The 24414-nt window shown below is 59.9% G+C and carries 21 protein-coding genes; 11 read left to right on the top strand and 10 right to left on the bottom strand.

Annotated elements, in window-relative coordinates:
• Positions 1-113: 113 nt before the first annotated feature.
• Positions 114-1910 carry a glycosyltransferase family 39 protein gene (locus tag ACVWVQ_RS04560; protein WP_457507122.1) on the top strand — a complete coding sequence of 599 codons (1797 nt, stop codon included), beginning with the start codon at positions 114-116 and terminating at the stop codon, positions 1908-1910.
• Between the two features lie 152 nt (positions 1911-2062).
• Entirely contained in the window at positions 2063-3523 is a 1461-nt protein-coding gene (locus ACVWVQ_RS04555; RefSeq protein WP_457507120.1) for a circularly permuted type 2 ATP-grasp protein, read from the top strand.
• A gap of 21 nt (positions 3524-3544) precedes the next feature.
• Here ACVWVQ_RS04555 and ACVWVQ_RS04550 read toward each other — a convergent pair whose 3' ends face one another.
• The 5 genes from ACVWVQ_RS04550 to ACVWVQ_RS04530 all read right to left on the bottom strand — a co-directional run bounded on the left by ACVWVQ_RS04550 (position 3545) and on the right by ACVWVQ_RS04530 (position 8399).
• Positions 3545-4105 (bottom strand): gamma carbonic anhydrase family protein, encoded by a 561-nt coding sequence (locus ACVWVQ_RS04550; RefSeq protein WP_457507118.1) that lies wholly within the window; start codon positions 4103-4105, stop codon positions 3545-3547.
• A 265-nt stretch (positions 4106-4370) separates the two neighbouring features.
• Positions 4371-5366, bottom strand: a complete 996-nt coding sequence (locus ACVWVQ_RS04545; RefSeq protein WP_011429917.1) for an alpha-E domain-containing protein — start codon at positions 5364-5366, stop codon at positions 4371-4373.
• Positions 5360-7171 carry a hypothetical protein gene (locus ACVWVQ_RS04540; protein ID WP_457507116.1) on the bottom strand — a complete coding sequence of 604 codons (1812 nt, stop codon included), beginning with the start codon at positions 7169-7171 and terminating at the stop codon, positions 5360-5362. The genes ACVWVQ_RS04545 and ACVWVQ_RS04540 overlap by 7 nt, the downstream gene beginning before the upstream one ends.
• Positions 7172-7263: 92 nt before the next feature.
• Positions 7264-7815, bottom strand: a complete 552-nt coding sequence (moaC, locus tag ACVWVQ_RS04535) for a cyclic pyranopterin monophosphate synthase MoaC (RefSeq protein WP_457507115.1) — start codon at positions 7813-7815, stop codon at positions 7264-7266.
• A gap of 92 nt (positions 7816-7907) precedes the next feature.
• Positions 7908-8399, bottom strand: a complete 492-nt coding sequence (locus ACVWVQ_RS04530; RefSeq protein ID WP_414355562.1) for a Tic20 family protein — start codon at positions 8397-8399, stop codon at positions 7908-7910.
• A gap of 306 nt (positions 8400-8705) precedes the next feature.
• Here ACVWVQ_RS04530 and ACVWVQ_RS04525 point away from each other — a divergent pair, with 306 nt between their 5' ends.
• The 3 genes from ACVWVQ_RS04525 (at position 8706) to ACVWVQ_RS04515 (ending at position 11981) form a co-directional block, all read left to right on the top strand.
• A complete protein-coding gene (locus ACVWVQ_RS04525; protein ID WP_457507113.1) occupies positions 8706-9173 on the top strand; it encodes a hypothetical protein in 468 nt (155 codons plus the stop codon).
• A 245-nt stretch (positions 9174-9418) separates the two neighbouring features.
• Positions 9419-10453 carry a ferrochelatase gene (gene hemH, locus ACVWVQ_RS04520; RefSeq protein WP_457397905.1) on the top strand — a complete coding sequence of 345 codons (1035 nt, stop codon included), beginning with the start codon at positions 9419-9421 and terminating at the stop codon, positions 10451-10453.
• A 145-nt stretch (positions 10454-10598) separates the two neighbouring features.
• Entirely contained in the window at positions 10599-11981 is a 1383-nt protein-coding gene (locus ACVWVQ_RS04515) for a CCA tRNA nucleotidyltransferase (RefSeq protein ID WP_457507111.1), read from the top strand.
• Here ACVWVQ_RS04515 and ACVWVQ_RS04510 read toward each other — a convergent pair.
• Positions 11978-12703: a response regulator gene (locus ACVWVQ_RS04510; RefSeq protein WP_457507109.1), complete on the bottom strand. Its 726-nt coding sequence runs from the start codon at positions 12701-12703 to the stop codon at positions 11978-11980. The genes ACVWVQ_RS04515 and ACVWVQ_RS04510 overlap by 4 nt on opposite strands.
• A gap of 417 nt (positions 12704-13120) precedes the next feature.
• Here ACVWVQ_RS04510 and ACVWVQ_RS04505 point away from each other — a divergent pair, with 417 nt between their 5' ends.
• The 4 genes from ACVWVQ_RS04505 to purH all read left to right on the top strand — a co-directional run bounded on the left by ACVWVQ_RS04505 (position 13121) and on the right by purH (position 18583).
• Positions 13121-14023 (top strand): 4-hydroxybenzoate solanesyltransferase, encoded by a 903-nt coding sequence (locus tag ACVWVQ_RS04505; protein ID WP_457507107.1) that lies wholly within the window; start codon positions 13121-13123, stop codon positions 14021-14023.
• 176 nt (positions 14024-14199) lie between these two features.
• Positions 14200-15741 (top strand): hypothetical protein, encoded by a 1542-nt coding sequence (locus tag ACVWVQ_RS04500; protein ID WP_457507105.1) that lies wholly within the window; start codon positions 14200-14202, stop codon positions 15739-15741.
• A 136-nt stretch (positions 15742-15877) separates the two neighbouring features.
• Positions 15878-16669, top strand: coding sequence for a serine O-acetyltransferase (gene cysE, locus ACVWVQ_RS04495; protein WP_414424610.1), 792 nt, complete (start codon positions 15878-15880; stop codon positions 16667-16669).
• Positions 16670-16849: 180 nt separating this feature from the next.
• Positions 16850-18583 carry a bifunctional phosphoribosylaminoimidazolecarboxamide formyltransferase/IMP cyclohydrolase gene (gene purH, locus ACVWVQ_RS04490; protein WP_457507103.1) on the top strand — a complete coding sequence of 578 codons (1734 nt, stop codon included), beginning with the start codon at positions 16850-16852 and terminating at the stop codon, positions 18581-18583.
• Positions 18584-18690: 107 nt separating this feature from the next.
• Here purH and ACVWVQ_RS04485 read toward each other — a convergent pair whose 3' ends face one another.
• From ACVWVQ_RS04485 to ACVWVQ_RS04470, 4 genes are all read right to left on the bottom strand, one after another.
• The gene (locus ACVWVQ_RS04485) at positions 18691-19470 is read right to left on the bottom strand and encodes a transporter substrate-binding domain-containing protein (RefSeq protein WP_457507101.1); all 780 of its coding nucleotides are present in this window, start codon (positions 19468-19470) and stop codon (positions 18691-18693) included.
• Positions 19471-19624: 154 nt separating this feature from the next.
• Positions 19625-19981, bottom strand: a complete 357-nt coding sequence (gene rplT / locus ACVWVQ_RS04480; protein WP_457507099.1) for a 50S ribosomal protein L20 — start codon at positions 19979-19981, stop codon at positions 19625-19627.
• Positions 19982-20114: 133 nt separating this feature from the next.
• Positions 20115-20315, bottom strand: a complete 201-nt coding sequence (rpmI, locus tag ACVWVQ_RS04475) for a 50S ribosomal protein L35 (protein WP_011434387.1) — start codon at positions 20313-20315, stop codon at positions 20115-20117.
• 128 nt (positions 20316-20443) lie between these two features.
• Positions 20444-21676 (bottom strand): class I SAM-dependent methyltransferase, encoded by a 1233-nt coding sequence (locus ACVWVQ_RS04470; protein WP_457507098.1) that lies wholly within the window; start codon positions 21674-21676, stop codon positions 20444-20446.
• 72 nt (positions 21677-21748) lie between these two features.
• On the opposite strand from ACVWVQ_RS04470, the gene glcD reads away from it, so the two are divergent.
• The gene (gene glcD / locus ACVWVQ_RS04465; RefSeq protein WP_457507096.1) at positions 21749-23260 is read left to right on the top strand and encodes a glycolate oxidase subunit GlcD; all 1512 of its coding nucleotides are present in this window, start codon (positions 21749-21751) and stop codon (positions 23258-23260) included.
• A gap of 259 nt (positions 23261-23519) precedes the next feature.
• A complete protein-coding gene (locus tag ACVWVQ_RS04460) occupies positions 23520-24407 on the top strand; it encodes a leucine-rich repeat domain-containing protein (RefSeq protein ID WP_457507094.1) in 888 nt (295 codons plus the stop codon).
• The last annotated feature ends 7 nt before the right edge of the window (positions 24408-24414 follow it).

The raw sequence follows: 24414 nt of genomic DNA, 5'->3' as shown, positions 1-24414 counted from the left end.
GGGCGCTGACTGAGTTCTGGTTTTGTCGAGCATCTTGCGCCTGGTAGGCTGAGAGGGATCGATTCGTTCCTGATTCCAGTCGTATCGGTTCTATGGCGGTTTGGGATAGGGTGATGACCTCCCGGCATCTGCCCCTGCTGGGATCCGGCTTGGGCTTGGGGGTAGCCCTGATCCTCTGGTACGGGGTGTTTGGCTACCACGTGCTGCAGATTGGCCTCTGGCTGCTGAGCATCCTGCTGGTGGGGTTGTATTGGGCGCAGTTTTCCCCGGCTCAACCCCCTTGGGATCCGACGCGGCTGCGCTGGCAACAGGAGCTGTTGCACCTGGGGCTGTTGGTGTTGGTCTTTGCCCCGATCTACCTCTACGACCTGCCCAACATCCCTTTTCAGATCAATACTGACGAGATTGTGATCACCTCCATGGCCCGTCGCGCCTCAGGGGTGCGCTATCCCGATATCTTTGGGCTGATGCCGGAGTATTTCTATTTCCCCCGCTTCATGTTCAGCCTCTTCGGCGGCCTGACGCGGCTGATGGGGGGAGTCACGCTGCTCAATGTGCGCACGGTACATGCCGCCTTCGGGGTCGTCACCATTCTGGTGGCCTACGGGTTTTTTCGGGCATTTTGGGGATCCCGGCTGGCTTTGGCGGGGGCGGCCCTCTTGGGATCCAACCACGCCTTGCTGGGCATCAGCCGCATGGCCATGCGGGAAAACCTCATTGTCTTGGTAGAGTGTGCAGCCTTGGCCTTGATCTTGAAGGGGGTGCGGGAGAAAAACCCCCTGCTGCTCTATCTGGGGGGAGGGGCGGCGGGCTTCTCTCTGTACGGCTATTTGCCGGGGCGGGTGGTGATCCTGTTGGGGCTGTTGTTTGGAGTTCTGTACTTGCTCTTGGGGCAGGCAGATCTCAAAGATGGGCAAGCCAATCCGGTTTGGGCATTGGCCAAGCTGACAGTGCCGGCGGCGTTGGGTTTTTTTCTGGTGGCTGGGCCCATTCTGGTGGCTACGGTCACAGCACCCGCGGTGAGCGCGGAGTACTCTCGCCAACAATTTCTCTTTTTCCCGGAAGGGCGGGCGTTACAACAGATGTGGGTGAATGCGGCTACGCCAGAGGAGGCGGTCTGGCGCAACATCTTCAACGGCCTGAGTATGTTCAACGACCCCGGCCAGCACGACCGCGGCTACATCTATCCCAACTACGGCCATGCTTTTGTGGATCCCTTGACGGGGGCTTTGATCTGGCTGGGGCTGGGATCCGGCCTCTACCGCCTTTTCAAGAAGCGCAGCCAGCCCCACGACTGGCTCTGTATCGGCAGCTTCCTATTTCTCTACCTGCTGTTTAGCTTGGCCATCACCAAAGCCCCCAACTACACCCGCCTGCTGGTGATCCTGCCCTTTGTAGCCTATCTAACCTTGGAAGGGATCCAAGTGCTGGCAGGTCTCCTGGAACGCTGGGGATCCCGGGCCGGGAGTTGGCTGCCGGCGGCGGCGATGGCGGGGGCAATCCTGCTGATTGGGGGGTGGAACCTGGCCATTTTTGGAGACTTTGTCCACAAAGGCTGGACGCAGGGCAACGATGTGGGGGCCACCGGGCGCTATGTGGCAGCTCGCCAAATGGATCCCGACTACCGCTTCTATCTGGCGGCTAGCACTGCCTACCCCTATTTCAGCTGGGGAGAGCCTATCTACTGGCAAAGTTGGATTCAATTTTTTGCTGGGCCGGAGCAGGAGGTGAAGGTTTTTTCCCCAGAGACGTTGCCCGGCCAAGACCTAGAACCGCCGTTTACCCTGTTCACGAATGAGGCAGTATGGGATCAGCAGGGGGCAGAGCTGCAACGGCGCTTTCCCAAGGGGCAGTTGCATCGGATCCCTGCCGAGCGGGGGCTATGGGCCTTTGAGGTGGCGGATCCCTAGAGCTCCCCCCTGGTTTGGCCAACCCACCGTCCGCGGGACGGAGTCCTTTCTTTTTACCAGGCTAAAAGTAGCTGAAAGCACACTATGCAGATCCAGAGCCGCCAACAGTAGAAGAAGTAGAAGAAGATGATAGCGTTCCAGGGATCCCAGACGTGCGTTTTGATGCCTACGACCCGGGCGAGGGGTTTTACGACGAGCTGTTTTTGGGGCGTAACCAGCCCCGTCCTGAGGCGATCCCGCTGATTGAGCGCATTCATTCTCTGGAAGAAGGGGAACTGCAGCAGCGGCAAGCGGCGGCGCAGGCGGCCCTCTTTCAAATGGGGGTGACCTTCAACGTCTATGGCGATAGCCAGGGCACGGAGCGAATTTTCCCCTTTGACATCATTCCCCGCATCGTCTCGGCTTCCGAGTGGCAGCGGCTGGAGAAGGGTCTCAAGCAGCGCATCCACGCCCTCAACCTGTTCATCGACGATGTCTATCACGACCAGAAGATCCTTAAGGATGGGGTGATCCCTGCCGAGCTGATCGAGACGGCCAAGGGATTTCTGCGGCCCTGTGTGGGGCTCAACCCACCGGGGAGAATTTGGTGCCACGTCACCGGCACCGACTTGGTGCGGGATCGGGACGGAACTTGGTACGTGCTGGAAGACAACCTGCGCTGTCCGTCGGGAATCTCCTACGTGCTGGAAAATCGGCGGGTGATGAAAAGCACCTTTCCCTCCCTGTTCAACACAATGGGGATCCGCCCGGTGGACGATTACCCCAGCCACTTGTTGGATACTCTGCTCTACCTGGCGCCGCCGCAACTGGCCAATCCAACGGTGGTGGTGCTCACCCCCGGCATCTACAACTCCGCCTACTTCGAGCATTCTTTCCTCGCCCAGCAGATGGGGGTGGAGCTGGTGGAAGGACGGGATCTGGTGGTGGCAGATGGCTATTTGCAAATGCGCACCACCAAGGGGCTGCAGCGGGTGGATGTGATCTACCGCCGTATCGACGACGACTTCATCGATCCGCTGGCCTTTCGCCCCGATTCTCTACTGGGGGTTCCGGGCCTGTTTGAGGTTTATCGGTCAGGGCGGCTGGCGATTGCCAACGCTTTGGGAACGGGGGTGGCGGACGACAAGGTGATCTACGCCTATGTGCCGCAGATGATCCGCTACTACCTGGGAGAAGAGGCCATTTTGCCCAACGTGCCCACCTACCTCTGCTGGGATCCCAAGGATCAGGCGTATGTGCTGGAGAACCTCGACAAGCTGGTGGTGAAGGCAGCCAACGAGTCGGGTGGCTACGGCATGTTGATGGGATCCCAGGCCACACCGGAAGAGCGGGCTGCTTTTGCCGAGAAAATCCGCGCCCAACCGCGCAACTACATCGCCCAACCCACCCTGTGCCTTTCTCGCGTGCCCACCTTGGTGGATCGGGGAGAAGGCCCCTGTCTGGAGCCCTGTCATGTGGACTTGCGGCCCTACATCCTCTATGGCAAGGACATTTATGTTCACCCAGGGGGGCTGACCCGCGTCGCCCTCAAGAAGGGATCCCTGGTGGTGAACTCCTCCCAGGGGGGCGGCAGCAAAGATACCTGGGTGCTCTGTGTGGATCCCGGCTGTTGAGAGACGGCTGGCAAAATAGGCTCAAAGTCGCTCGCCCGAACCTCTGCTCCACCGGCCAAAGCGGCTGGCATGTTGAAGCGCCAGATCCACGTAGTGCTGAGCGTGAAGGCGCAGTTGCTCGACCTCTTCCTCGGTGAGGGTGCGGATAACCTTGGCCGGGATCCCCGCCGCCAAAGAGTGGGGTGGCACAGACCGGGTGATCACTGCTCCAGCTCCCACCATGCTGCCTGCCCCGATGGTGACCCCGTTCAAGATAATGGCCCCAATCCCGATCAGACATCCCCCCTCGATGTGGGCACTGTGGATGACCGCTCGATGGCCTACGGTCACTTCCTCGCCAACCAGGGTCGGCTGTCCGGGATCCCCGTGCAGGATGGCTCCATCTTGGATGTTGCTGCGGCGGCCAATGACAATGGGCGAGAGATCCCCCCGCAAGATGGCCCCGTACCAGATGCTCACCGCTTCCGAAAGATGGACATCGCCGATCAGTGTGGCATTGGCGGCAATAAAGGCTGCCTGGTCGATCCCTCTCGGCTGCTGCTCTAACCCCACTTTCCAAACGCCCTTGGCAACGGCTTCCATTTCCCCAATCCTACTGCTACCGGGGGTGCGGCAATTCCAGACCTGCCCCAGCGCTCCGCGCCGCCTCCAGTCCCAGAAAAAGAGAGGAGCCAGGGATCCAGAAAATCAACCCGTCCCTTTGCTCCTGTTTCACCATTGTCAATCCATTGCACAATAGCAATGAGATATAAGCAACACATTTGGCTCATTGTCGATAGCTGTGGAAGCGTTCGTTAGATTAATTTCTAACTCTTGTAGGAGAGGGGCTAGGGGTGAGGGATTTTAGCTAAGCCTGCCGTTGCAGCAGGGGAGAGGATTCAGACGGTTGCAAGGGGCGAATGGCAAAGAAAGTTTCGTAGATGCAATCGCCAACGTGGTTCATTTGTAGCTGCAATTTGTCGAGAAACTCATGTAAGCCCTGCTCCATAATGTCGTCGATGGTTAGGTAGTCCAGCTCAGAACGCAGGCGGCCCAAAGCTCGCTCGCTGGGATCCCGCCAAGTATCGGCTGGGGTGCCGGTGATCTGGTGCAGGGATCGATCCGCATGAATAAGACAAAACTGAATGGAGCGGGGAAATTGCCGATCCAAAATCAGGAAAGAGGCCACCTCCCTGGGATTGATGCGGTGTTGGCGGCTGTATTTCCGATACATTTCATAAGCACTGGCCGACTTCAGCAAGGCGATCCACTGCAGCTCATCCAAAGCCGTGCCCACGTACTGCAGAGAGGGCAGCAAAATAAAATACTTAACATCCAAAATGCGCGCCGTTTTGTCCGCCCGCTCCAAAAGACGGCCAATCTGGCCAAAATGCCATCCTTCCCCATGGGTCATGGTGGCATCCATCACCCCGGCGAATAGGTGACTGGCCAGCTTCACTTCCGTGAAAAAATCATGGAGCTGACTCAGGTGGGGGCCTTGCTGAGCCGCTTCTTTGACCATCAAATAAAAGCGGTTGACCCGCTCCCACATTTCTGAAGAAATGACCTCCCGCACAGAACGGGCATTTTCCCGCGCCAGCCGCAAACAGGAAAGGATGGAGTTGGGGTAATCCCTATCAAAAGCCAGGAACTGGATGACCGTTTCTTGGGTCGCCTGGCCATAACGCTGGTAAAACAGCTCCTGATCCCCGGTGGTGTAGACGATGGGATCCCACTGCTGGGCGGGACCGCTGGGCAAGTCTAGGATGAGGTTGAGATTGACATCGATGAAGCGGGCGATGTTCTCGGCGCGCTCCACGTAGCGGTTGAGCCAGTAGATGGAATCGGCCACCCGACTCAGCATGCTGTTGCCTCCTCTGGAGTGTCTTGTCTCTGCGCTCCGTTCAAACCCAGCAGGCGGAGCAGCCGCCGCACCTTCACCAGCAGCACCCCCGTTAGGCCAGTCAGGATCCATCCTATCCAGTCGGCTGGGGTGCCCAGATAGCGCACCTCCACGCGATGATCCCCCGGCGGGATCCGCACCTGCAACAGCCCCAGTCCATTGTGCTCAGCAGACGTGAGGCGACCATCCACCTGTACCCGCCAAGCGGGGTAGTAAAACGTGCGCAGGACTACCCATCGGTCCTGAGCAGTGGGGTTAACGGCCCGAAAACGACGATAGCCATAGCTCCACCGTTCCACTTCCAACAGTGGCTCCAGATCGCTTTGTTCTCGTCCAAAGTTCACCATGTCGCCTTGCCACCGCAGCAGCGGATCCACCTCTGGGGGCGGCATGGGCAGGGTTGCTTGGCGAGGTCGGTACTCCAGCACATCCACCAGCGCCAGCCCATCGGGAAAGATCCAGTGCCAGTGAAGAAAAGCGATGCCCGGTCGCTCCTGGGGCTCGTTGGGAAATTGCTTGGCGGCAGACAGCTCTTGAAAAGTCTGGATGGTTTGCGGGTCAAACCAGGCTCTGGACAAGACCTGCCAGCCCTGCCAGCTTTGTATCCCCATGGCCAGACCTATCCCCACAATCAAGAGGATCCTCCAGCCCTTTTGCCCCCACCCCCAGGCGGCCAGGGATCCCAACAGCCAGGGCACGGTTACCGCCGTCACCGCCATCCAGCGCCAAGAAAACTGAATGCGCCGCAGGGGCAAAATCCACTCGTAGAGCCAACCCAGCAAATCCGTCATCATCAGCAGGGCCACCAAGCTGGCCCCCAAGCTGTAGAGCAGGATCGCTTTGGCCAGGGGAGCAGAGGGTTCTAAGGCACCATGGGACTCCGTCTCGCCAGCGCGAACGGAATGGATTGGGGTCATCCCCCTTGTCCTGCGGGCCAGCCATTCCCAGAAAACCAGGATCCCAGCACCCAAGACAACGGCTACCATCCAGATCCAGTACCCTACCAGGCCGCTTTCAAACCAGTGCTGCGTCAGTTGTGGCTGGAGCCGGGTCAGCCCACTCACCATCAAACGATGTTGGGGCATGTACTCTTCGACGAAATTGACGAAGTCCACCTGGACAAAGCGCTGATCCCAAAAGGCGGGCAGCAGATAAAACGCCGTCCACCCCAGCCCCAGCCCAAACCCCAAGTAGCAGCGCCCCACCCTGGGCCAGAGGGGATCCCAGCAGCCCAGCACCCAAGGCAGAGGCAGCCAAGTTAGCGTAAAGACCAGCAAAGTGGGCAAGTGAGATAGGGCCAACAGGCCGTAGCTAATGGCTAAGGCCACAATCGGCCAAAGGGACTGGGGCCGGCAGATCACCTGGACTGAGGCCCAGAAAATCCAGGGAGAGACAGCAATGGCCCACACTTCCCCAATTGCCCCCCGTTGGTAAATATCCACCAGCCAATAGGGGCCGGCCATACCCGCCAGAGCCAAAACCAGAGCCCAAGCCCAGGGGATGAGTTGCCGGAGAAGGGCATACAGCCCTGCGCCAAAGACTGCCATCGCCAAGCCCATGCTGGCCACCAGGGATCCGGGCATATCCAGCTCCAGCAGGCGAAACGGCAGAGGGGCCACCATGCACAGAGGGGGGTAAAAGGCAAAGGTAGGATTGCCGTAGCCGAAGTTGGAATACTCCAGCCAGCGGGGGTAAAACTGCCCGCCGAAAAACTGTCGTTGATACTGAAAGGCCCAACTGAGGTTGAAGTGAGTGGAGTGAGTCATGGGATATCCCTGGTGCAGCATGGGCCAGAGCAGCACCCCAATGCCCACCAACAACCCTAGCCCAACACCCCTCTCTGGTTGGCACAACGCTTTTAGCATTTCTCGGCGTTATCCCGATCCTCTGCCTCGAAAGGCCCAGACTTCCCCCCATACTTGCGCAACAGCCGGATGTTTTCGATCACCATCGTCTTTTCCAGGGCCTTAGCCATGTCGTATAGGGTGAGGGCGGCCACGGAAACAGCCGTCAGAGCCTCCATCTCCACCCCTGTTTGGGCGTTGGTTTTTACTGTAGCGGTGATCAGAAAGCCGGGCAGATGGGGATCCGGATCCAGATCCACAGTGACGCTGCTCAAGGGGAGAGGATGACACAGCGGGATCAGATCGGCGGTGCGCTTGGCAGCCATGATCCCGGCCAGCCGGGCCGTTTCCACCACATTCCCTTTGGGCCCTTGACCGGCCAGAATAGCCTGCAAAGTCGTTTCTGACATGCGTACCTGCCCTTGGGCAGTGGCCAAACGGGCAACCGTGGGCTTATCTCCTACTTCCACCATCTGTACTCGGCCAGAGGCGTCCAGGTGGGTGAGGGCTTGCCCAACAAAGGACTCTGTCCTGCTGGCGCGACTAGAACTCGAATCCGATGGCACCCCGGCCTCCCACAATCCTTGAGAGCTGAAGAGTTGGCTTAGGCTCCGATGAGGTCGGCAAATCGGCAACCAGACCCGCAGGGACTTGACAACTAGTAGCGAATCCAGGCATAGGCGGCATCAGAGAGCACCGGCACCTCGGCGTAGTGGCCGCGAATGTTTTGCACCCAGGCGTAGACGGTGATGGCAATCACCCCCAAGAGAGCCGTGGTGGCCAAAATGCTGACCATCGCTGCCAGGCCAAGGTTGCCGAAGAGTATGCCAAACGCCTGCATCAGCACCTGCACCAAGAACAAGGCAATGTTGAGCAAGAGCGCCTGGATGGTGTTGAAGCGAACAAAATGGGCTACGCGGGTGTTGCGGATCACCAGGAACAGCAGAGCCAAAAACACCCCCATTCCCAGCCAGCCCGTGGCCAGGGGCACCAGACGAAACAGAGGCGCAAAAATGGGGATCAGCCCTGGCAGAGATTGAAACAACCCAGAGGGCAAAAAGCCCAAGGGCAGAGCCGATACCAAAGGCAGAAGGTAGGGAAGGGATCCCCACAGCCGATTGATGGGAGTGATGTCGCCGCGCCAGGTCATAATCCGTCGATCCCCATAGGTGCAATGGTTACTGGAGCTGGCTTGTCGGTGCGCTTCTGGGATCCCCACCAGCTAAAGATTCAGAGAGAGAAAGCAACACCCAAGCCTTGGGCCTATTGTAGTCGATGGATTTGGGTGGCTCAACGCGCTTGGCCGCAAGCTGGCTTCTGCTTTCCAGTGAGCAGAAAAACTGGAGGCCAAAACGTTCAGAGTGAGCGCTCCGATGAATCCAGGCTGATATAATCAACGGCAAATTCTGGCTGCATCACCGGTTTTTCAGGTTCTCTACATTTTTCAGCTTCCACCATGAAGATTTCATCGTCTCCCGCTGCTCGCATCGTCGGAGCTTTTGTCTGGCAAGTTTGGTCTGGGCTCATTGGTTTTCTCAACGACCGTTTGTTGCCGGAGCGCTATCACATTCGGCCTGAAGCTTTGCCGGAGTGGATTGCCCAGGTGTGGGCTGGCTATCTGCGCTATCGGGAAGCCTCTCGTCCGGGGGCGATCCAGTTTCGCGGCTTGACGGTGGATCCCAGCCGAGAGCTGCGCTCGGCTTACCTTGGATCCCGTCCGCTCCGCTACCGCGGCTGCCCTGTGGAGACGGTTGCCCGACCTGGGGATCCTTCTCCTACCGCCCAACCCATCCCTGAAAAGGCTTTTGTGCCCCCCTACTGGAGACTTCTTAATGCGCTGCGCTTGAAGTTGAGCCTGGCCGATGTCGATTGCTATCCGGTCACTCCGGCCCTGCAGCGGGTTTACCGAGGTCGAGAGTTTTAACACCGCTCTGCTGCTCTGCACGACAGTGGAGTTTTAAGGCTGGGGATCCCTGCAGTGGGTGGGGATCCCTTTTTGGACTTTGTTCGCGACAGCGGGACGGAGTCTCCGGATTGGACTTGTAGGTTTGGGTGCGGGTGGTTTCTCCTGAGGGGAAAGCTGAGAAAGACTGCAAAAAAACTTAAGGTCACTTTCCCGCTGTGGGATAGTGGATAAAGAAACATACCGCCAACGCAATGAGCCTTGTTATGTCCAAAAGCGGCATGCTCCTACTGAACTTGGGGGGGCCAGAGGCCCAGGCCGATGTGCAGCCCTTTCTTTACAATCTGTTTGCCGATCCCGAGCTGATCCGGCTGCCGTTTCCCTTCTTGCAGCGGGCCTTCGCCTGGGCCATCTCCACACTGCGGGCCGAAAAATCCCGCCGCAACTACGCGGCCATTGGGGGGGGATCCCCCTTGCGGCGCATTACTGCTGAGCAAGCGCGAGAACTGCAGGCCCACCTGGTGGCTGAGGGCTATGACGTGCCGGTGTATGTTGCCATGCGCTACTGGCATCCGTTGATCGAGTCGGTGGTGCAGCAGATCAAGTCGGATGGGATCACCCGCTTGGTGGTGCTGCCGCTCTACCCGCAGTATTCCATCAGCACGACGGGATCCAGCTTTAAGCTGCTGGATCGGCTCTGGGCTGAAGATCCGGAGCTGGCATGCATCGAGCGCTGCCAGATCTACTCCTGGTACGATCAGCCTCAGTACGTGCAGGCGATGGCCAGAGCAATTCGGGAACAGTTGGATGGATTTGCCGAGCCCGAAGGGGTGCATGTGCTGTTCAGCGCCCATGGCATTCCCGAAAGCTATGTCACCGAGGCCGGGGATCCCTACCAACGGGAAATGGAAGCCTGCGTGCGGCTGATCTGGAAGCAGGTGGGACGCCCCAATGACCACACCCTCTCCTATCAAAGCCGGGTGGGTTCGGTGCGGTGGCTGCAACCCTATACCGAACGGGTCATCCTGGAGTTGGGCTCCCGAGGCGTGAAACAGTTGCTGGTGGTGCCGATTAGCTTTGTGTCGGAGCACATCGAGACCCTGCAGGAGATCGACATCGAGTATCGGGAACTGGCCCATCGAGCTGGGATTGCCGATTTTCGCCGTGTGCCCGCCTTAAATACCGACCCTCTGTTCATTGCTGGCTTGGCGGCGCTGGTGCGGCCTCATCTGCTCACTCCGGGCTTGGCAGCTCCTGCCTTTGTCCCTGCTGCTGTGGGCAGCTCGCTGCTGGAGCGGTAGGGAAGAACGCCAGGCATTTCATTGTTGCTCTGCTCATTGTTGCTCTGCAACGCTGACGCGACCAGACGAGGACGCTGACTTCATACCCCCAGAAGCGTTCTCCTACCACCCCAGGTGTCTCATCTTCATGGAGTTTTGACTGGGAATGACCCTAAGCCCGAGCGAAGCCTTGCTGACGAAGTGGCTGCTGACCTATTTTTACCAACGGCTGCCTTTCCCCCAAGAGTGGCTGCCGCAGAAAAGCTATTGGGTAGGGGGATCCCTGCGGGATGCTTACCTGGCTTGGCTGCAGGGCCGTGCTGCTGGGGATCCCGCTCGCGACGGTGGGATGGAGTCCTCAGCGTCGGTGGATTTGGACCTGATGTGCGCTGTGGATCCCGTGGGCTGGGCAGCGGCAGTGGCACGGCGGTTGGGGGCGGGCTTTGTGGTGTTGGATCCCGAACGGCAGATTGCCCGCATTGTGTTGGCAAAGTTGACCGTGGACGTGGGGCTGCAGGCGGGATCCACCCCTGAGGCGGATCTGGAGCAGCGGGACTTCACCTGCAATGCCCTGGCCTTGGATCTGCAACGGGAGCAACTGCTGGATCCCACGGGCGGACAAGCCGATATTCGCCAGGGCCGGATGCGCATGATCCACCCCGACAACCTCAGCGCTGATCCGGTGCGGCTGTTGCGGGGTTATCGACAGGCAGCTCAACTGGGGTTTGGGCTGGATCCGGCTACGCAAGAGGCAATCCGGGAGCGGGCCCCCCTTTTAGCCAACGTGGCGGCAGAACGAGTGCGGGCAGAGGTAGTGGCCCTCTTGGAGGCAGGGATCCCAGGGCTGGCTCACCTACAGGCGGCGGTGGCGGCGGGGTTGCTGCAGGCTTGGCTGCCCCACCTGAAGCCGGAAAGTCCGGGCTTCCCTCAAGCTCAGGCCGTGTGGGAGTGGGCCGGGCGCTGGCAACCGCTCTATCCCCGCACGCTGGTAGAGCTGGCTCAACCTTTGGCGTCCTCACGCGAGCGGCGCGGCAAGCTGTTGACAGTGGTGCTGGCGGCTTTATTGTGGGATCCAGCGGGAACTGAGGACTCTGTCTTGCTGACGCGAACGGCAGAAAGGGTGGAAACCGAGCTGGAGCGGCTGCGCTTCAGCCGAGCGGAAATGCGGGCCATCCAAAAGCTACACCATCTTCTGCCTCAGCTTCAGCTTCTCCTGACGGACTCCCCCACCCCTGCGCAACAGTGGCGGCTTTACCAACAGGCGGGATCCCTGTTCGGCGGCTTGGCGCTGTTGGCGGTGGCTACGGGCGGCGACCCTCAAAAGCTGGAGTCTTGGCTCAAACGCTACGAAGACCCCCAGGATCCCCTGGCCCATCTGGTGCCCCTGCTGGATGGCCGCGATCTGCTGCACAGCTTGGGGGCCAAACCCGGCCCCTGGGTAGGCCAGTTGCTGCAAGACCTCCAGGAGGCGCAGGCTTGGGGGCAGATTCAAACTCGTGCCGAGGCGCTCTCTTTTGCCCGCCGGTGGCGTGGCCAGCAAAAAGACTAGCCGAAGCGATAGCCGAAGCCGCGCACCGTCACCAAATACTCTGGGTTGCTGGGATCCAGCTCCAATTTTTCCCGCAGCCAGCGGATATGTACATCGACGGTCTTGCTGTCGCCCATGAAGTCGGATCCCCAGATGCGCTCCAGAAGCTGTTCCCGCGTCCAAACGCGGCGGGGGTTGGACATAAACAGCTCCAACAGGCGAAACTCTTTGGGGGAAAAACTCACCTCGACGCCCCGCACCAACACGCGGCACTCCTGGGTAAACATACACAGATCCCCGTAACGGAGCACCGTGGCATCGCTGGCTTGGGCCAGTTGTTGCCGACGCAACACCGAACGACAGCGGGCGATCAGCTCCCGCATGCCGAAGGGCTTGGTCAGATAATCGTCAGCTCCCAGCTCTAAGCCCACCACGCGGTCGGTTTCGCTACTTTTGGCCGTCAACATCAAGATGGGAATCGTGTTGCCCTCCCTGCGCAGCAGCCTGCATAGATCCAAACCGTTCAAGCTGGGCAACATCAAATCCAGGATCATCAAATCCAGCCGCTCAGCCGTATGTACCACCTCAAGGGCTTGCCGACCATCGGCGGCCTGTAAAACTTGATATCCCTGTTCTTCTAAAGCCAGGGCAACCGTTTCCCGAATGGCATCCTCGTCATCCACCACCAGCAGGGTCTCCAGATGGGGAGCAGCTTCCTTGGCTTGAGGAAGTGAACCAGTCATGGAGAGGGTTGCTTCCATACAGAACTCCGTCGCGCCTGCACGCAAGTGCTCCGCACCGCCGTCACGAACGCGGAAGCGTCACGTAGCGATAACAGCCTCACAGGGTGAGAAGGGCAAGTGCCGCCACCGTCAACAGCAGCCCCCCGATAGGATATCAAACTTCCAGGGCAGGCCAATAAAGAGAACAGGGGCGGACTGACTTGCACAGGGCCTTGAGACGGCGACTTGCACAGGGCCTTGAGACGGCGAATGGAACCGAAAGGATTCCAAAAACCTGCAATTAATTCAGGATGATTTAAGATCTCTAATGTGGAGCCGCCCCTACCCACGCCTCATGGTGCTCTGCACCCCTCCCGCGAACGGCAACTCACGCTTTAAGGACTCCGTCCCGCTGTCGCGATTGGCCGGAAACCGGTTATGTCTGCTTCCCCTCCTGCACTCTGGGCCACCGGCGGAGCCATTCTGCGGCTGTTGCGCTGGCATAAGCCGGCAGGGCGATTGATTTTGATGATCCCGGCTCTGTGGGGAGCTTTTTTGGCCGGACGGGGAACGCCCCCTTGGCCGTTGGTCGGGATCATCATTTTGGGCAGCCTGGCTGCCAGTGGGGCAGGCTGTGTCATCAACGATCTTTGGGATCGGGACTTAGATCCATTGGTGGAGCGCACCCGCCATCGCCCGTTGGCCAGTCGGGAGTTGACCGTTGGCGTCGGGATCCTGATGGCGGTGGTGAGTTTGGCCTGTGCGGCAGGGCTGGCGCTGTTTCTCAACCCGGTTAGCTTTGCCCTCTGTGTGGCGGCGGTGCCGGTGATCCTGCTCTATCCGGGGGCCAAGCGGGTGTTTCCGGTGCCGCAGTTGGTACTGGCTCTGGCGTGGGGATTTGCCGTGCTCATCAGTTGGACGGCGGTGAGCGGCCAAGATGCCAACACACCTCTGTGGGAAGAGGGGCTGGGCTGGCTGTGGCTGGCCACGGTGTTGTGGACACTGGGATTTGATACCGTCTATGCTCTTGCGGATCGGGAGGACGATGAGCGGGCCGGGATCCATTCCAGCGCCCGTTTTTTCGGGCAGCGGACGCCGACGGCGGTGGGGCTGTTTTTTTTGGGCACTGCCATCGCGCTGTTGGGGGTGGGGATCAGCCTGCAGCTCCATGGGGTTTATTTTGTCAGTTGGGCCATCGCCAGCGTCCTCTGGGGCCGGCAAACCTGGCAGCTCCACCAAAGGAATGCCTCTCCCACCTTGTACCTGGCCATCTTCGGCCAAAATGTGGTGCAAGGGTTTATTCTGCTGGCGGGGATGATCGGCGGGTCCCTGCTGGCCTGAGGGATCCCCTGGCAGGGCCAGAGGTCTCTTCCAACAGGGGCGCCTTGCCCCTCGACCTACGTCAGAGCTGCCTCTTTGGGAAGGGATCCCGACAAATCTCCGGACTGGCAGGAATCGGCCCAGGGCCATGGGCAAACGGTAGAATGAGACGATTAATTGCAGGATCCCAGCCTCCGATGGCCCCACTGAGCAGCGGTGAGCCTCCCTATGACATTCTTATTCTCTCAAACGGCCCTGGAGAGCTGACCACCTGGGTGCGTCCGGTGGTGATGGAATTGCGCCAGCAACTGCCTCAGGCACGCCTCTCCCTGGTGCTGTCCCCCTGCCCCCATGCTTCCGGGCAAGAGATGAAGATAGCGCAAGCGTTCGTCGACGTGGATCGGGTGCAGGATCCCGATTTTTTTCTGGCTTTTTTGCTTACCGGCCAAACCGAAGAAGCCTGGAATTGGGCCAAGCGAGGGGTGGTGCTGTTTCTGGGGGGGGATCAATTTTTTGCCGTCTGGATTGCTCGCCGCTTGCGCTATCGGCTGGTAGTCTATGCTGAGCATCAACCCCGTTGGCGGCCTTGGGTACATGCTTTCGCCGTGCGAACCGAGGCAATCAAACGCCGCTACGATGGCGGACGGCTGCTGGGCCACCCTTGGGCCCACAAAATGCACGTTGTCGGGGATTTGATGGCGGATGGCGTAGCCAGCGCTGTCTATTTGCCGGGGGTGCCCCTTTCCGGCTGGCTTGGCAGCAGATCTCCTGCCGCTGCCTCCAAACCCACGGCAGGCTTTTCTTCCCCAACCCAAGCCTTTGGCCTGCTCCAAGATGCATCTCCCAGCTCCATCGGCGAGGGGGAGCCTGTAAGAACTGCGCCAGAGAGAGTGGGGAACCGCTTCACCGATCGCGTAAGCGGGCCGGAGGCCTTTCGCGTAAGCGGGCCGGAGGCCTTTGAAGAATTGCTACCGCGCGGCTGGCAGCGTCTGAGCGATGAGAACCGCACCCACTATCAGGTGGGGCTGCTCCCAGGCTCCAAGCCAGCCAAGCTCTCCTTGGGGGTGCCATTGGTGTTGGCTGTGGCCGATGAGCTGCGACAGATGCTGCCGAATGTCCGCTTTGTGATCCCGGTGGCCCCAGGACAAACCCCCCAGTCGTTGGCAGCCTATGCCCATCCCAAGCTCAATCCCGATATGGCTTTGATCTATGGCACCTCAGCCATTCTGGAGCAGACCAATCTGGGATCCCAGTTTGTTACCCCCTTTGGCAGCACGGTGCAATTGTGGACAAGCTTCCCTGCCTATTCTGTGCTGGCCAACTGTGATCTCTGTCTGACCACCATTGGCGCCAACACCGCCGAGCTGGCCTATTTGGGGGTGCCGATGGTTGTGGTGATCCCTACCAACAAGCTGGAGGCAATGCGCGCCTGGGATGGGATCCTCGGCCTGTTGACCCACCTTCCGGGCTTGGGCACTTGGCTGGCCCGCGTCTTCAATAGGATTGCTCTGCGTTGGCTGGGCCACTTGGCTTGGCCGAACATCTGGGCGGGGCGAGAGGTGGTGCCAGAGTTGCGGGGCCATTTGCGCCCGGTGGCCGTGGCCGAGCAAATGCGAGTTCTGTTGGAAGATCCCCAGCGCCGTCAGCAAATGCAGGCAGAGTTGCAGCGGCTGGGGGGCAAGCCGGGAGCCGCGCAAGCCATTGGAGAACTGGTGGCTCAACAGTTGGGTAAAGGCTAGGGCAGAAGGCAATTTGCTTGAGCTCGACCCAGTGGAGAGTTGCGCGAGGAGCTCCCTTGGCGCGATTGGAGATCTCTCCTTGCTGCCGGCAAAAAGTGCTAAAAGGGGAGTGGAGGTTCCTAAACGGAGACCATTCATGCTGACGGAGGCCGAGCAGTCGGCGGTGGAAAGCCCCAAAACGGGGGAGGGCAATTCTCTCCCTGCTGGCAAGCCGGAGCCAAAACTGGGGTTCTGGCAGCAATTTTGGGAGGATGTTGACTGTGTCTTCGATCGGGATCCGGCAGCACGCAATCGCTGGGAGGTCATCTTCACTTATCCCGGTGTGCATGCTCTGTTTTTGCACCGCATCGCCCACTGGCTGTGGAAACGGCGCTGGTTTTTCCTAGCGCGGCTGCTCAGCTTCTTGGCTCGTTCTTTCACATTGATTGAAATCCACCCGGCAGCCAAGATTGGGCGGCGCTTTTTCATTGACCACGGCTGTGGGGTGGTGATCGGTGAGACGGCAGAAATTGGCGATGATGTTACCCTCTACCACGGGGTCACCTTGGGGGGTACCTCTTGGAACAAGGGCAAACGTCATCCCACCCTGGAAAACGGGGTGATTGTCGGCACGGGGGCCAAGATTCTGGGGCCGGTTCGCATTGGGGAAAAAGCTCGTATCGGAGCCAACGCGGTCGTGATTCAGGATGTAGCTCCCGGCATGACGGTGGTTGGGATCCCAGGCCGTGCGGTCATCCCGCCCCATCAGCGCCGCATCCCCGCCCATGGCATTGACCTAGATCACCATCTCATGCCTGACCCGGTGGGGCGTGCAATCGAGCAGTTGCTGCACCGTATTCAAGATCTGGAGGCCCAGGTGGCCCGCCTTAACCGGGAACGGGAACAGGCTCGGCAGGATCAGGTTAGAGGCGAAGCAGACTATTCCTGAGAGGACTCCGTCCGAGCAGCGCGAACGGGCTCTGTTCACTTTTGAACACCATTGTGCTCCGCACCGCTGATGCGAACGATATGAACCAGGTGGCTGGACAAGAGGGTCCAGCTTTCGGGGTATGCTGTGAGAGCGCTGGCCAGCTTTTTCCTCTGAATCTCTATTGGGTAACGCCGTCCGATGTCCCTTGTTGCTCCGCAACCCTGTCGCGACCAGGATTCTGTACCGTTGGCTTTATTGAGTGTATCCGACAAAACCGGACTGATCCCGCTGGCCCAGTCCCTCGTGCAAGAGCATGGCTTTCAACTGCTCAGCAGTGGGGGAACCGCCAAGGCGCTCTCAGAAGCTGGGATCCCGGTCACCCCTGTCTCTGCCCACACTGGCGCGCCGGAAATCTTGGGGGGAAGGGTGAAGACGCTGCACCCCCGCATCCACGGCGGCATTTTGGCCCGCCTGGAATGCAGCGAAGACCGGGCAGACCTAGAGGCGCTGGGGATCCCTCCCATCCAACTGGTGGTGGTCAACTTCTACCCTTTTGAACAGACAGTGGCCCAGGCAGGAGTGTCTCTGGAGGAAGCTTTTGAGCAGATCGATATCGGCGGGCCCACTTTGGCGCGGGCGGCAGCCAAAAATTATCCCTACGTTACGGTGCTGACGGATCCCAGCCAATACCCTCGGTATTTGCAACTGCTCTCCGGGGCCTATGGGGAAACAGAGCGGCTGGCGTTTCGCTTCCAGTGTGCTCGTCGGGCCTTTGAGCAGGTGCTGGCCTACGACCGCGCCATCGTCACCTACCTGGCTCGCCTGGAGCTAGCAGGTCCCTCCCAGTCCTCCGCAGCTGCCGCTGAAGACAGGTTTCAACTGCAAGGGATCCTGTGGCAACGCCTGCGCTACGGGGAAAATCCCCATCAAGCTGCCACTTGGTATGTGACGGATCCGGCTGCCCCCGGCTGGCACCGGGCTAAGCAGTTGCAGGGGAAGGAGCTGAGCTACAACAACCTGCTGGATCTGGAGGCGGCCCGTGCCCTGGCGGCAGAGTTAACCTTGTTACTCCGCAATGCTGATGCGACGCGGCCCACTGACGGGAAGGGCTCTGTGTCTTCTGGCTCTGCTCGGAGGGAGTTCTTGCAACCTGAACAAGCGGTGGCGGTGGTGGTTAAGCACAACAACCCCTGCGGGGTGGCCATTCGCCCATCGCCGGCTGCCGCCCTCGAGGCTGCCCTGGCTGCTGATCCAGTTTCGGCCTTTGGGGGCATCGTCGCCCTCAACCAACCCTTGGACGCAGAGGCCGCCCGACGGCTGGTGGAGCCTTTTTTGGAGTGTGTGGTGGCTCCCGATTGCACTCCAGAAGCGGCTGAGCTACTGTCAGTCAAAAAGAACTTGCGGGTCTTGATCTTGCCGGACTTGTGTGTGGGGCCTGCCCAAACAATCCGCACCCTGGCCGGGGGCTTTCTGGTGCAAGACGCCGATTCACCTGTTGCTCTGCAACGCTGTCACGACCAGGAACCGACGCAAACCGACAGCCCCCCTTCTTGGCAAGTGGTCACCCAGCGCCAGCCCACACCGGAGGAGTGGGCGGATCTGGAATTTGCCTGGATAGTCTGCAAACATGTGAAATCCAACGCCATTGTCGTCGCCAAGCAGAGGCAGACGCTCGGCGTCGGAGCCGGACAAATGAATCGGGTGGGAGCAGCGGAGATCGCTCTCCAGCAGGCGGGATCCCAAGCAGCAGGAGCTGTTTTGGCCAGCGATGGCTTCTTCCCCTTTGCCGACAGCGTGGAGATGGCTGCCCAAGCAGGGATCCGCGCCATCATCCAGCCGGGGGGGAGCATCCGCGATGCCGATTCCATTGCTGCTGCCAACGCTGCCGGTATTGCCATGGTTTGCACCGGCATACGTCACTTTCTGCACTGAGCCTGCCTCTCGGGAGAGAAGAGAGCGGGGAAGAGTGAGAAGGGAGTATCCTTACTCCTCACTTCTCTTTCCTCACTTCTCACTCCTCACTGTTGCTCCGCAACGCTCTAGGGCAACCCCCAAGCTCTGGCCCGCTCTGCCAGCCAGCCCTCAGCCCGCAAATTCTCCAGTTCTCGGCGCACCCGCAGCCGCAATTCGGCGTGCTGCAGCCCCTTGGGCATGGCAATGCCCAGCCCCACCGTTGCCAAGGGGGATCCCAGAAATTGAAACTGTTGCTCCGCAGCGCTTTCGCGACGGGGATGCTCTGCTAGCCACCCTGCCAGCACCGAGCGATCTGCTGCCCACCCCTGCACCGCCCCTTTCAGGAGCAGTTCCGCCCCTTCTCGGTAGGAATCGACAGGCACCAACTCCACCCCTGGCAGGTATCGATTCAGCAGGGGAATGGCGCTGGAACCGCGCAAGACTGCAACGCGACCGCCCCGCAAGTCCGACCAGCTTTCCCAGTTGTGGGAACGAGCCACAACCAAGCTGGGGCCGTCCTGGTAGTAAGCAGAGGTAAACTCCACTTGGCGTGCCCGATCGGGTGTAATGCCGATCTGAGCGATGGCCAGATCCACTTGGCCATCAGCCAACACTTGCAGCCGCTCTACATTCGAGACCGGAACCCAATCCACAGCCTCTGCCGACCCCAATAACCGGGATCCCAGCTCTCGAGCCAGCTCGATCTCAAACCCCTGCAGATCCCCTTGGGGAGTGCGAAACCCCAGCGGCCTCAAGTTGTCTTTTACGGCAACGCGCAGCCGCCCAGAATCCACAATCTCCGACCAAGGGCGGGCTTCCGCAGGGATCCCCGCCCCTAGGCAACCCAAAACCAGGCTGAATGCCAATAAAGGCTTCAGGAGCAAGAAGAGAGAAGAGGGAGGCCACACAGCACCCACTGGGGACTCCGTCCCGTTAACACGACACGATTGGAACCGCACCGCTGTTGCGAACGCCGATGCAAGCAGAAAACCCACTGGGGCAGGCAGGGATCCCATTGGCTCAGGCAGTGCGGGACTGCCGGGCTGCAGCAACCACCTGAGCGAAGGCTTCCGGATCCAGCATGGCCAAGCGAGCCAACATTTTGCGGTTGAGCTGAATGTCAGCTTTTTTTAGGCCATCGATGAACTCGTGGTAACGCAGGCCCTGGGCACGGGTGGCCGCGTTGATGCGGGTAATCCATAGGCGACGAAAATCCCGCTTCTTGCGGCGGCGATCCCGGTAGGCGCTGCGCAAAGCCTTCATCACCTGCTGGTTGGCGGTGCGGAACAGCTTTGAACCAGCTCCCCGAAAGCCTTTGGCCAGCTTGAGGATCTTTTTGCGGCGCTTGCGGGCGACATTGCCCCGTTTGACTCTCATGGCAGTAACTCAATAGGAACTTGAACAAACTCAAACTGAAGGGTAGAAGCACTCCGTCCTGCTAACGGGATCGGAACTGCTGTCGCCAATGCCAGCCCCTGAAATCTTCTTGCCGGCGCGAGCGGGATCCCGGCTAGTGGGTGTTGGGCAACATCAGGCGCACATTGACCACATCCCGCTTGTCCACCAGGGCCACACCGGCCAATTTGCGTTTGCGCTTGCTGGTTTTGTGCTCCAGCAAGTGGTTGTGCCCGGCCCTGCGACGCATAAACTTGCCGCTGCCGGTCAGGCGGAAGCGCTTGGCTGCTGCCTTGCGGGTTTTGATTTTGGGCATGATGACAACCCCAGAATATGCGGGGCCAGAGCTAAAGGTCACAGCTTTCTAGGATAAGCCATAGAAGAACAAGAGGGCAAATGCCAAGGTTCGTCCCGCTGAGGCAAGGGAAAGGGGTCGAGAAACTCTCAGGAGACTGAGTTTTGAGGCTCCAGCAGCAGCACTTGCCAGCGCAGCAAGCGTTGCAGTTGCTCAAAGCTCAGGGGGCACTCTAGGCCAGCCTGGATCTCTTGGACGGTGCGGATCCCGTCCACCTGTTGGAGAAAGGCGAAGGCTTCTTCGCTCAGGGAGATGGCTTCGTAAGCATAGTTGAAAATGCTCCGCCCCGGCCACAGGCCCAGACAGGGGCTGAGGTGGGCAATGGCTGATGCTACACTTTCCGGGCTTGTCCATTCCCAGCAGCAGATGGGGGGCTGACCGAGAAACAGCTCGTAGTGGGCCACCACCGGATCCAGCAGCTCGATCAAGCGATAGCGTTCTGGCTCTGGCAGTTGAGCAGCTTGCGCCAGCAGCGCTTCATCCTGACCCAACACCCGCTCCAGCCGCCAAAACTCCGGGTTGGAAAAGCGTAAAAACTGCAGTCCAGAAGCCCGGATTAATTCAAACAGAGTCTCGATGGTGTAGTCCACTTCCTGGGGGTGCAGGTACATATCGGCGAAGCATTCGTCGTCCACGTTCTCGATGGCCCAGCGGGCCCGTTCTTGCTGCTGGATGCGGTTGGTTTCCGGCAAGATCTCGAAAAGGCGGCGGCCCACCTGGAGACCCCTCTGCAATTGCTCCGCCGAGGCAAGGGTCTGGTGTTCAGAACCCGTTACCAGCAGGCGGATGGCCTTTTGCATGAGGCGGATTTCGTGGCGACCCAGCTCGCCGTACACAAACAGGTGCAGGATCCCGCCGGGAGCCAATTTGCTGGCCAAAGCCTGCAGCCCTGCCACCGGATCGGGCAGGTGGTGGAGCATGCCCACGCAGTTGATGAAGTCAAACTGCCCTGGTAGCTGGTCGATGTCGTAGACGTTGAGCTGGCGAAACTGCACCGGCGGTGCCTGGGAAGCCCGACAACGGGCCTCGGCAATCTCCAGGGCGCGGCTGCTCAGATCAAAGGCCCAAATTTCTGCGTTGGGGTTTTGGTGGGCAATGTATTCTGTTCCCACTCCCGAGCCACAGCCGGCATCCAGAATGCGCACCTTGCGCCGACCCGGATGGGATCCCGTACAAAAGGCATGGGCCTGGGGCCAACTCCAGCGCCAATTCCACCCTGGCGGGGGAACAGTGCCGACGGGCTGCGGGGGGAAAGGGTAGAGCTCGTAGAGCTGCCGCACTTGGTTGAGGATTTGTTCGGCGCTGGGGGAGTTGGGCTGCATGGACTATCTGTTGGAGCCAGCAAGACTATAGTGACAATATCCCCCTCCCAAACTCCTGCTGAGCCTACTGTTATGAAAGTGCTTCGCACTGCCAGCGCAAAAACTTCTTCTCATCCTCTGCAAACCGGCCTCACCTTCGACTGGATTAGGCTGACGGCTGAGCTCAAAAAGATTTTGGATCCCCAGCGGGTGATCAGCAAGCCGGAGGAGCTGCTGGTTTACGAATGCGATGGGCTGGTCAGCTACCGGCAAAGGCCGGCGCTGGTGGTGCTGCCCCGCACAACAGAAGAGGTAGCGCAGGTGGTGAAGCTGTGCAGCCGCTACCAGGTGCCCTTCGTGGCGCGGGGATCCGGTACGGGCCTCTCAGGGGGAGCCCTGCCGGTGGAAAATAGCGTCGTCATCGCCACCACCCTGATGAAGCAGATCCTGGAAATCGACCTGGACAACCGCTGCATGGTGGTGCAGCCGGGGGTTATTAACACTTGGATTACCCAGGCCGTGGCCGCCCAAGGCTACTTTTATGCGCCGGATCCCTCTAGCCAGTCGGTTTGCTCCATCGGAGGCAATGTGGCGGAGAACTCCGGCGGCGTTCACTGCCTCAAATACGGGGTGACGGCCAACCACATTCTCGGCCTGACGGTGGTGCTGCCGGACGGGGAGGTGGTGTGCTGGGGAGGCAAGATCCCGGAGATGCCCGGCTACGACTGGGTGGGGCTGTTTGTGGGATCCGAGGGCACCCTGGGCATTGCCACCGAGATTACCCTGCGCTTGCTCAAGGCCCCGGCTCAAGTGCAGGTTTTGCTGGCAGACTTTGACAGTGTGGAAGCGGCGGGATCCACCGTCTCCGACATCATTGCTGCCGGGATCATCCCCGCCGGCCTGGAGATTATGGACAACTTTAGCATCAATGCCGTGGAGGATGTGGTGCAGTTGGGCTACTATCCGCGGGATGCGGCGGCCATTTTGTTGGTGGAGGTGGATGGGCTGGAACTGGAGGTGGAAGAAGCCGGCCAGCAGGTGAGGGCGCTGTGCTTCAAAAATGGGGCGCGACAGGTGCAAGTCGCATCCGACCCGGAAGAGCGGGCGCGGGTGTGGAAAGGACGTAAGGCAGCATTTGCCGCCATGGGCAAGCTCAGCCCCAACTACTATGTTCAGGATGGGGTGATCCCCCGCAGCCAGCTAGCCTTTGTCTTGAAGGAAATCGAGCGCCTCAGCCGTGAGTACGGTTATCCGGTGGCCAATGTGTTTCACGCTGGCGACGGCAATCTGCACCCCTTGATCCTCTACGACGAGTCGGTGCCGGGATCCCTGGAGCAGGTGGAGAAACTGGGGGGCGAGATCCTTAAGCTCTGCGTGCGCTTGGGGGGCAGCATTTCCGGCGAACATGGCATCGGGGCAGACAAACGCTGCTACATGCCGGAAATGTTTACGCCTGCGGATCTGGAGAGCATGCAATGGGTGCGGCAGGTGTTCGACCCCCAGCACATCGCCAACCCCGGCAAGATCTTTCCCACCCCCCGCACCTGCGGTGAGTCAGCCCACGCCCACAGCCAACCAGAATGGCAAGGGATCCCAGTCTTTTGATTTTGAACGTGATATGCAGTCGTTTCAGGCTAGAGTGAGACGCCTGGGCTACTGCTCGCGCCAGCGGGACGGAGTCCTATCGCGCCAGCGGGACGGAGCGAGACAGAACTTTTCTACTCCTGCTGCTCGCAGCCTCGTCGCGACAGCGTTAGCGTTGCCCTACCGTAGGCACAGCAACAACTCCGGCAGAGGCAGGACAGAGTAGGATGCTACCTTGGCAAAGATTCTTTGGAGAGCAAGGATGAGGCAGCAGAGAGGAATGGCTCAGCACAAGAGGTGGGCGGTGGGCCTGTTGGCGATCTGGGTTTGGCTGAGCTGGGGGATGGGGGCCTGGTCTGCTCCCCTTTGTCGGGATCCCCTCTTGCTGCGGCAGATCTTGGCAGCTCTGGGCCGTCCGGAGGTGAAGGTAGAGGAGGTGGCCCTTTTTGATCCGGATCAGTGTCTTGTCCAACTGGTGTTGGATCGCCAGGGGTTGAGCGGCTCCTTGCCGCCCGAAATAGGCCAATTTCGCCGGTTGCGAGCCTTGTCCCTCAGCCACAACCAACTTTCCGGCCCCCTGCCGCCCGAGCTGGGGCAACTCAGCCAGTTGGAAAACCTGTTTCTCGACTACAACGAATTCTCCGGCTCCATCCCATCCGAGCTGGGGCAGCTGCGCAACCTGCGCGGCCTGTTTTTGGATCACAACCAGCTCTCTGGGCCTATTCCCCCCCAGCTGGGGCAACTGCGCCACCTGGAAAACCTCATCCTGCAAAACAACCGCCTCAGCGGCACCCTTCCCGGCCAACTGGGCCAGATGAGCTCCCTCAAGGGCCTGTTTTTGGATCGCAATCAGCTCTCTGGGCCTATTCCCCCCCAACTGGGGCAACTGCGCCACCTGGAAAACCTCTACCTGTCGGACAATCGCCTCAGCGGATCCCTGCCCCCCGAACTGGCCCAACTGAGTCAGTTGCGGGATCTGCGCTTGGCACGTAACCAGTTCACGGGAGAATTGCCGACCTTTTTGGCAGAACTGCCCCGACTGGAGCGGCTGCACATCGAGGGAAACCCCGGCTTCTGCTTGCCGGCTGCCCTATCCGAGTGGTTTGCCGGCCTAAACCCAGCGGATCCCCTGCCGGCTCCCATCTGCTCATGGACTCCGTCCCGCTAACGCGACC

It is taken from the genome of Thermostichus sp. MS-CIW-36 (assembly GCF_054059035.1).
Note: the sequence above shows the minus strand (reverse complement) of the source record. Positions and strands in the feature narration are given on the sequence as shown.

Excerpts from the sequence above, each read along its gene's own strand:
- ACVWVQ_RS04510 (WP_457507109.1), bottom strand. The coding sequence starts at position 12,703 with ATGACTGGTTCACTTCCTCAAGCCAAGGAAGCTGCTCCCCATCTGGAG.
- glcD (WP_457507096.1), top strand. The coding sequence starts at position 21,749 with ATGAAAGTGCTTCGCACTGCCAGCGCAAAAACTTCTTCTCATCCTCTG.
- ACVWVQ_RS04470 (WP_457507098.1), bottom strand. The coding sequence starts at position 21,676 with ATGCAGCCCAACTCCCCCAGCGCCGAACAAATCCTCAACCAAGTGCGG.
- ACVWVQ_RS04550 (WP_457507118.1), bottom strand. The coding sequence starts at position 4,105 with ATGGAAGCCGTTGCCAAGGGCGTTTGGAAAGTGGGGTTAGAGCAGCAG.
- ACVWVQ_RS04500 (WP_457507105.1), top strand. The coding sequence starts at position 14,200 with ATGGCCCCACTGAGCAGCGGTGAGCCTCCCTATGACATTCTTATTCTC.
- cysE (WP_414424610.1), top strand. The coding sequence starts at position 15,878 with ATGCTGACGGAGGCCGAGCAGTCGGCGGTGGAAAGCCCCAAAACGGGG.
- ACVWVQ_RS04560 (WP_457507122.1), top strand. The coding sequence starts at position 114 with ATGACCTCCCGGCATCTGCCCCTGCTGGGATCCGGCTTGGGCTTGGGG.
- hemH (WP_457397905.1), top strand. The coding sequence starts at position 9,419 with ATGTCCAAAAGCGGCATGCTCCTACTGAACTTGGGGGGGCCAGAGGCC.
- rpmI (WP_011434387.1), bottom strand. The coding sequence starts at position 20,315 with ATGCCCAAAATCAAAACCCGCAAGGCAGCAGCCAAGCGCTTCCGCCTG.
- ACVWVQ_RS04540 (WP_457507116.1), bottom strand. The coding sequence starts at position 7,171 with ATGACTCACTCCACTCACTTCAACCTCAGTTGGGCCTTTCAGTATCAA.
- ACVWVQ_RS04530 (WP_414355562.1), bottom strand. The coding sequence starts at position 8,399 with ATGACCTGGCGCGGCGACATCACTCCCATCAATCGGCTGTGGGGATCC.
- ACVWVQ_RS04515 (WP_457507111.1), top strand. The coding sequence starts at position 10,599 with ATGACCCTAAGCCCGAGCGAAGCCTTGCTGACGAAGTGGCTGCTGACC.
- ACVWVQ_RS04545 (WP_011429917.1), bottom strand. The coding sequence starts at position 5,366 with ATGCTGAGTCGGGTGGCCGATTCCATCTACTGGCTCAACCGCTACGTG.
- purH (WP_457507103.1), top strand. The coding sequence starts at position 16,850 with ATGTCCCTTGTTGCTCCGCAACCCTGTCGCGACCAGGATTCTGTACCG.
- ACVWVQ_RS04525 (WP_457507113.1), top strand. The coding sequence starts at position 8,706 with ATGAAGATTTCATCGTCTCCCGCTGCTCGCATCGTCGGAGCTTTTGTC.
- rplT (WP_457507099.1), bottom strand. The coding sequence starts at position 19,981 with ATGAGAGTCAAACGGGGCAATGTCGCCCGCAAGCGCCGCAAAAAGATC.
- ACVWVQ_RS04505 (WP_457507107.1), top strand. The coding sequence starts at position 13,121 with ATGTCTGCTTCCCCTCCTGCACTCTGGGCCACCGGCGGAGCCATTCTG.
- ACVWVQ_RS04460 (WP_457507094.1), top strand. The coding sequence starts at position 23,520 with ATGGCTCAGCACAAGAGGTGGGCGGTGGGCCTGTTGGCGATCTGGGTT.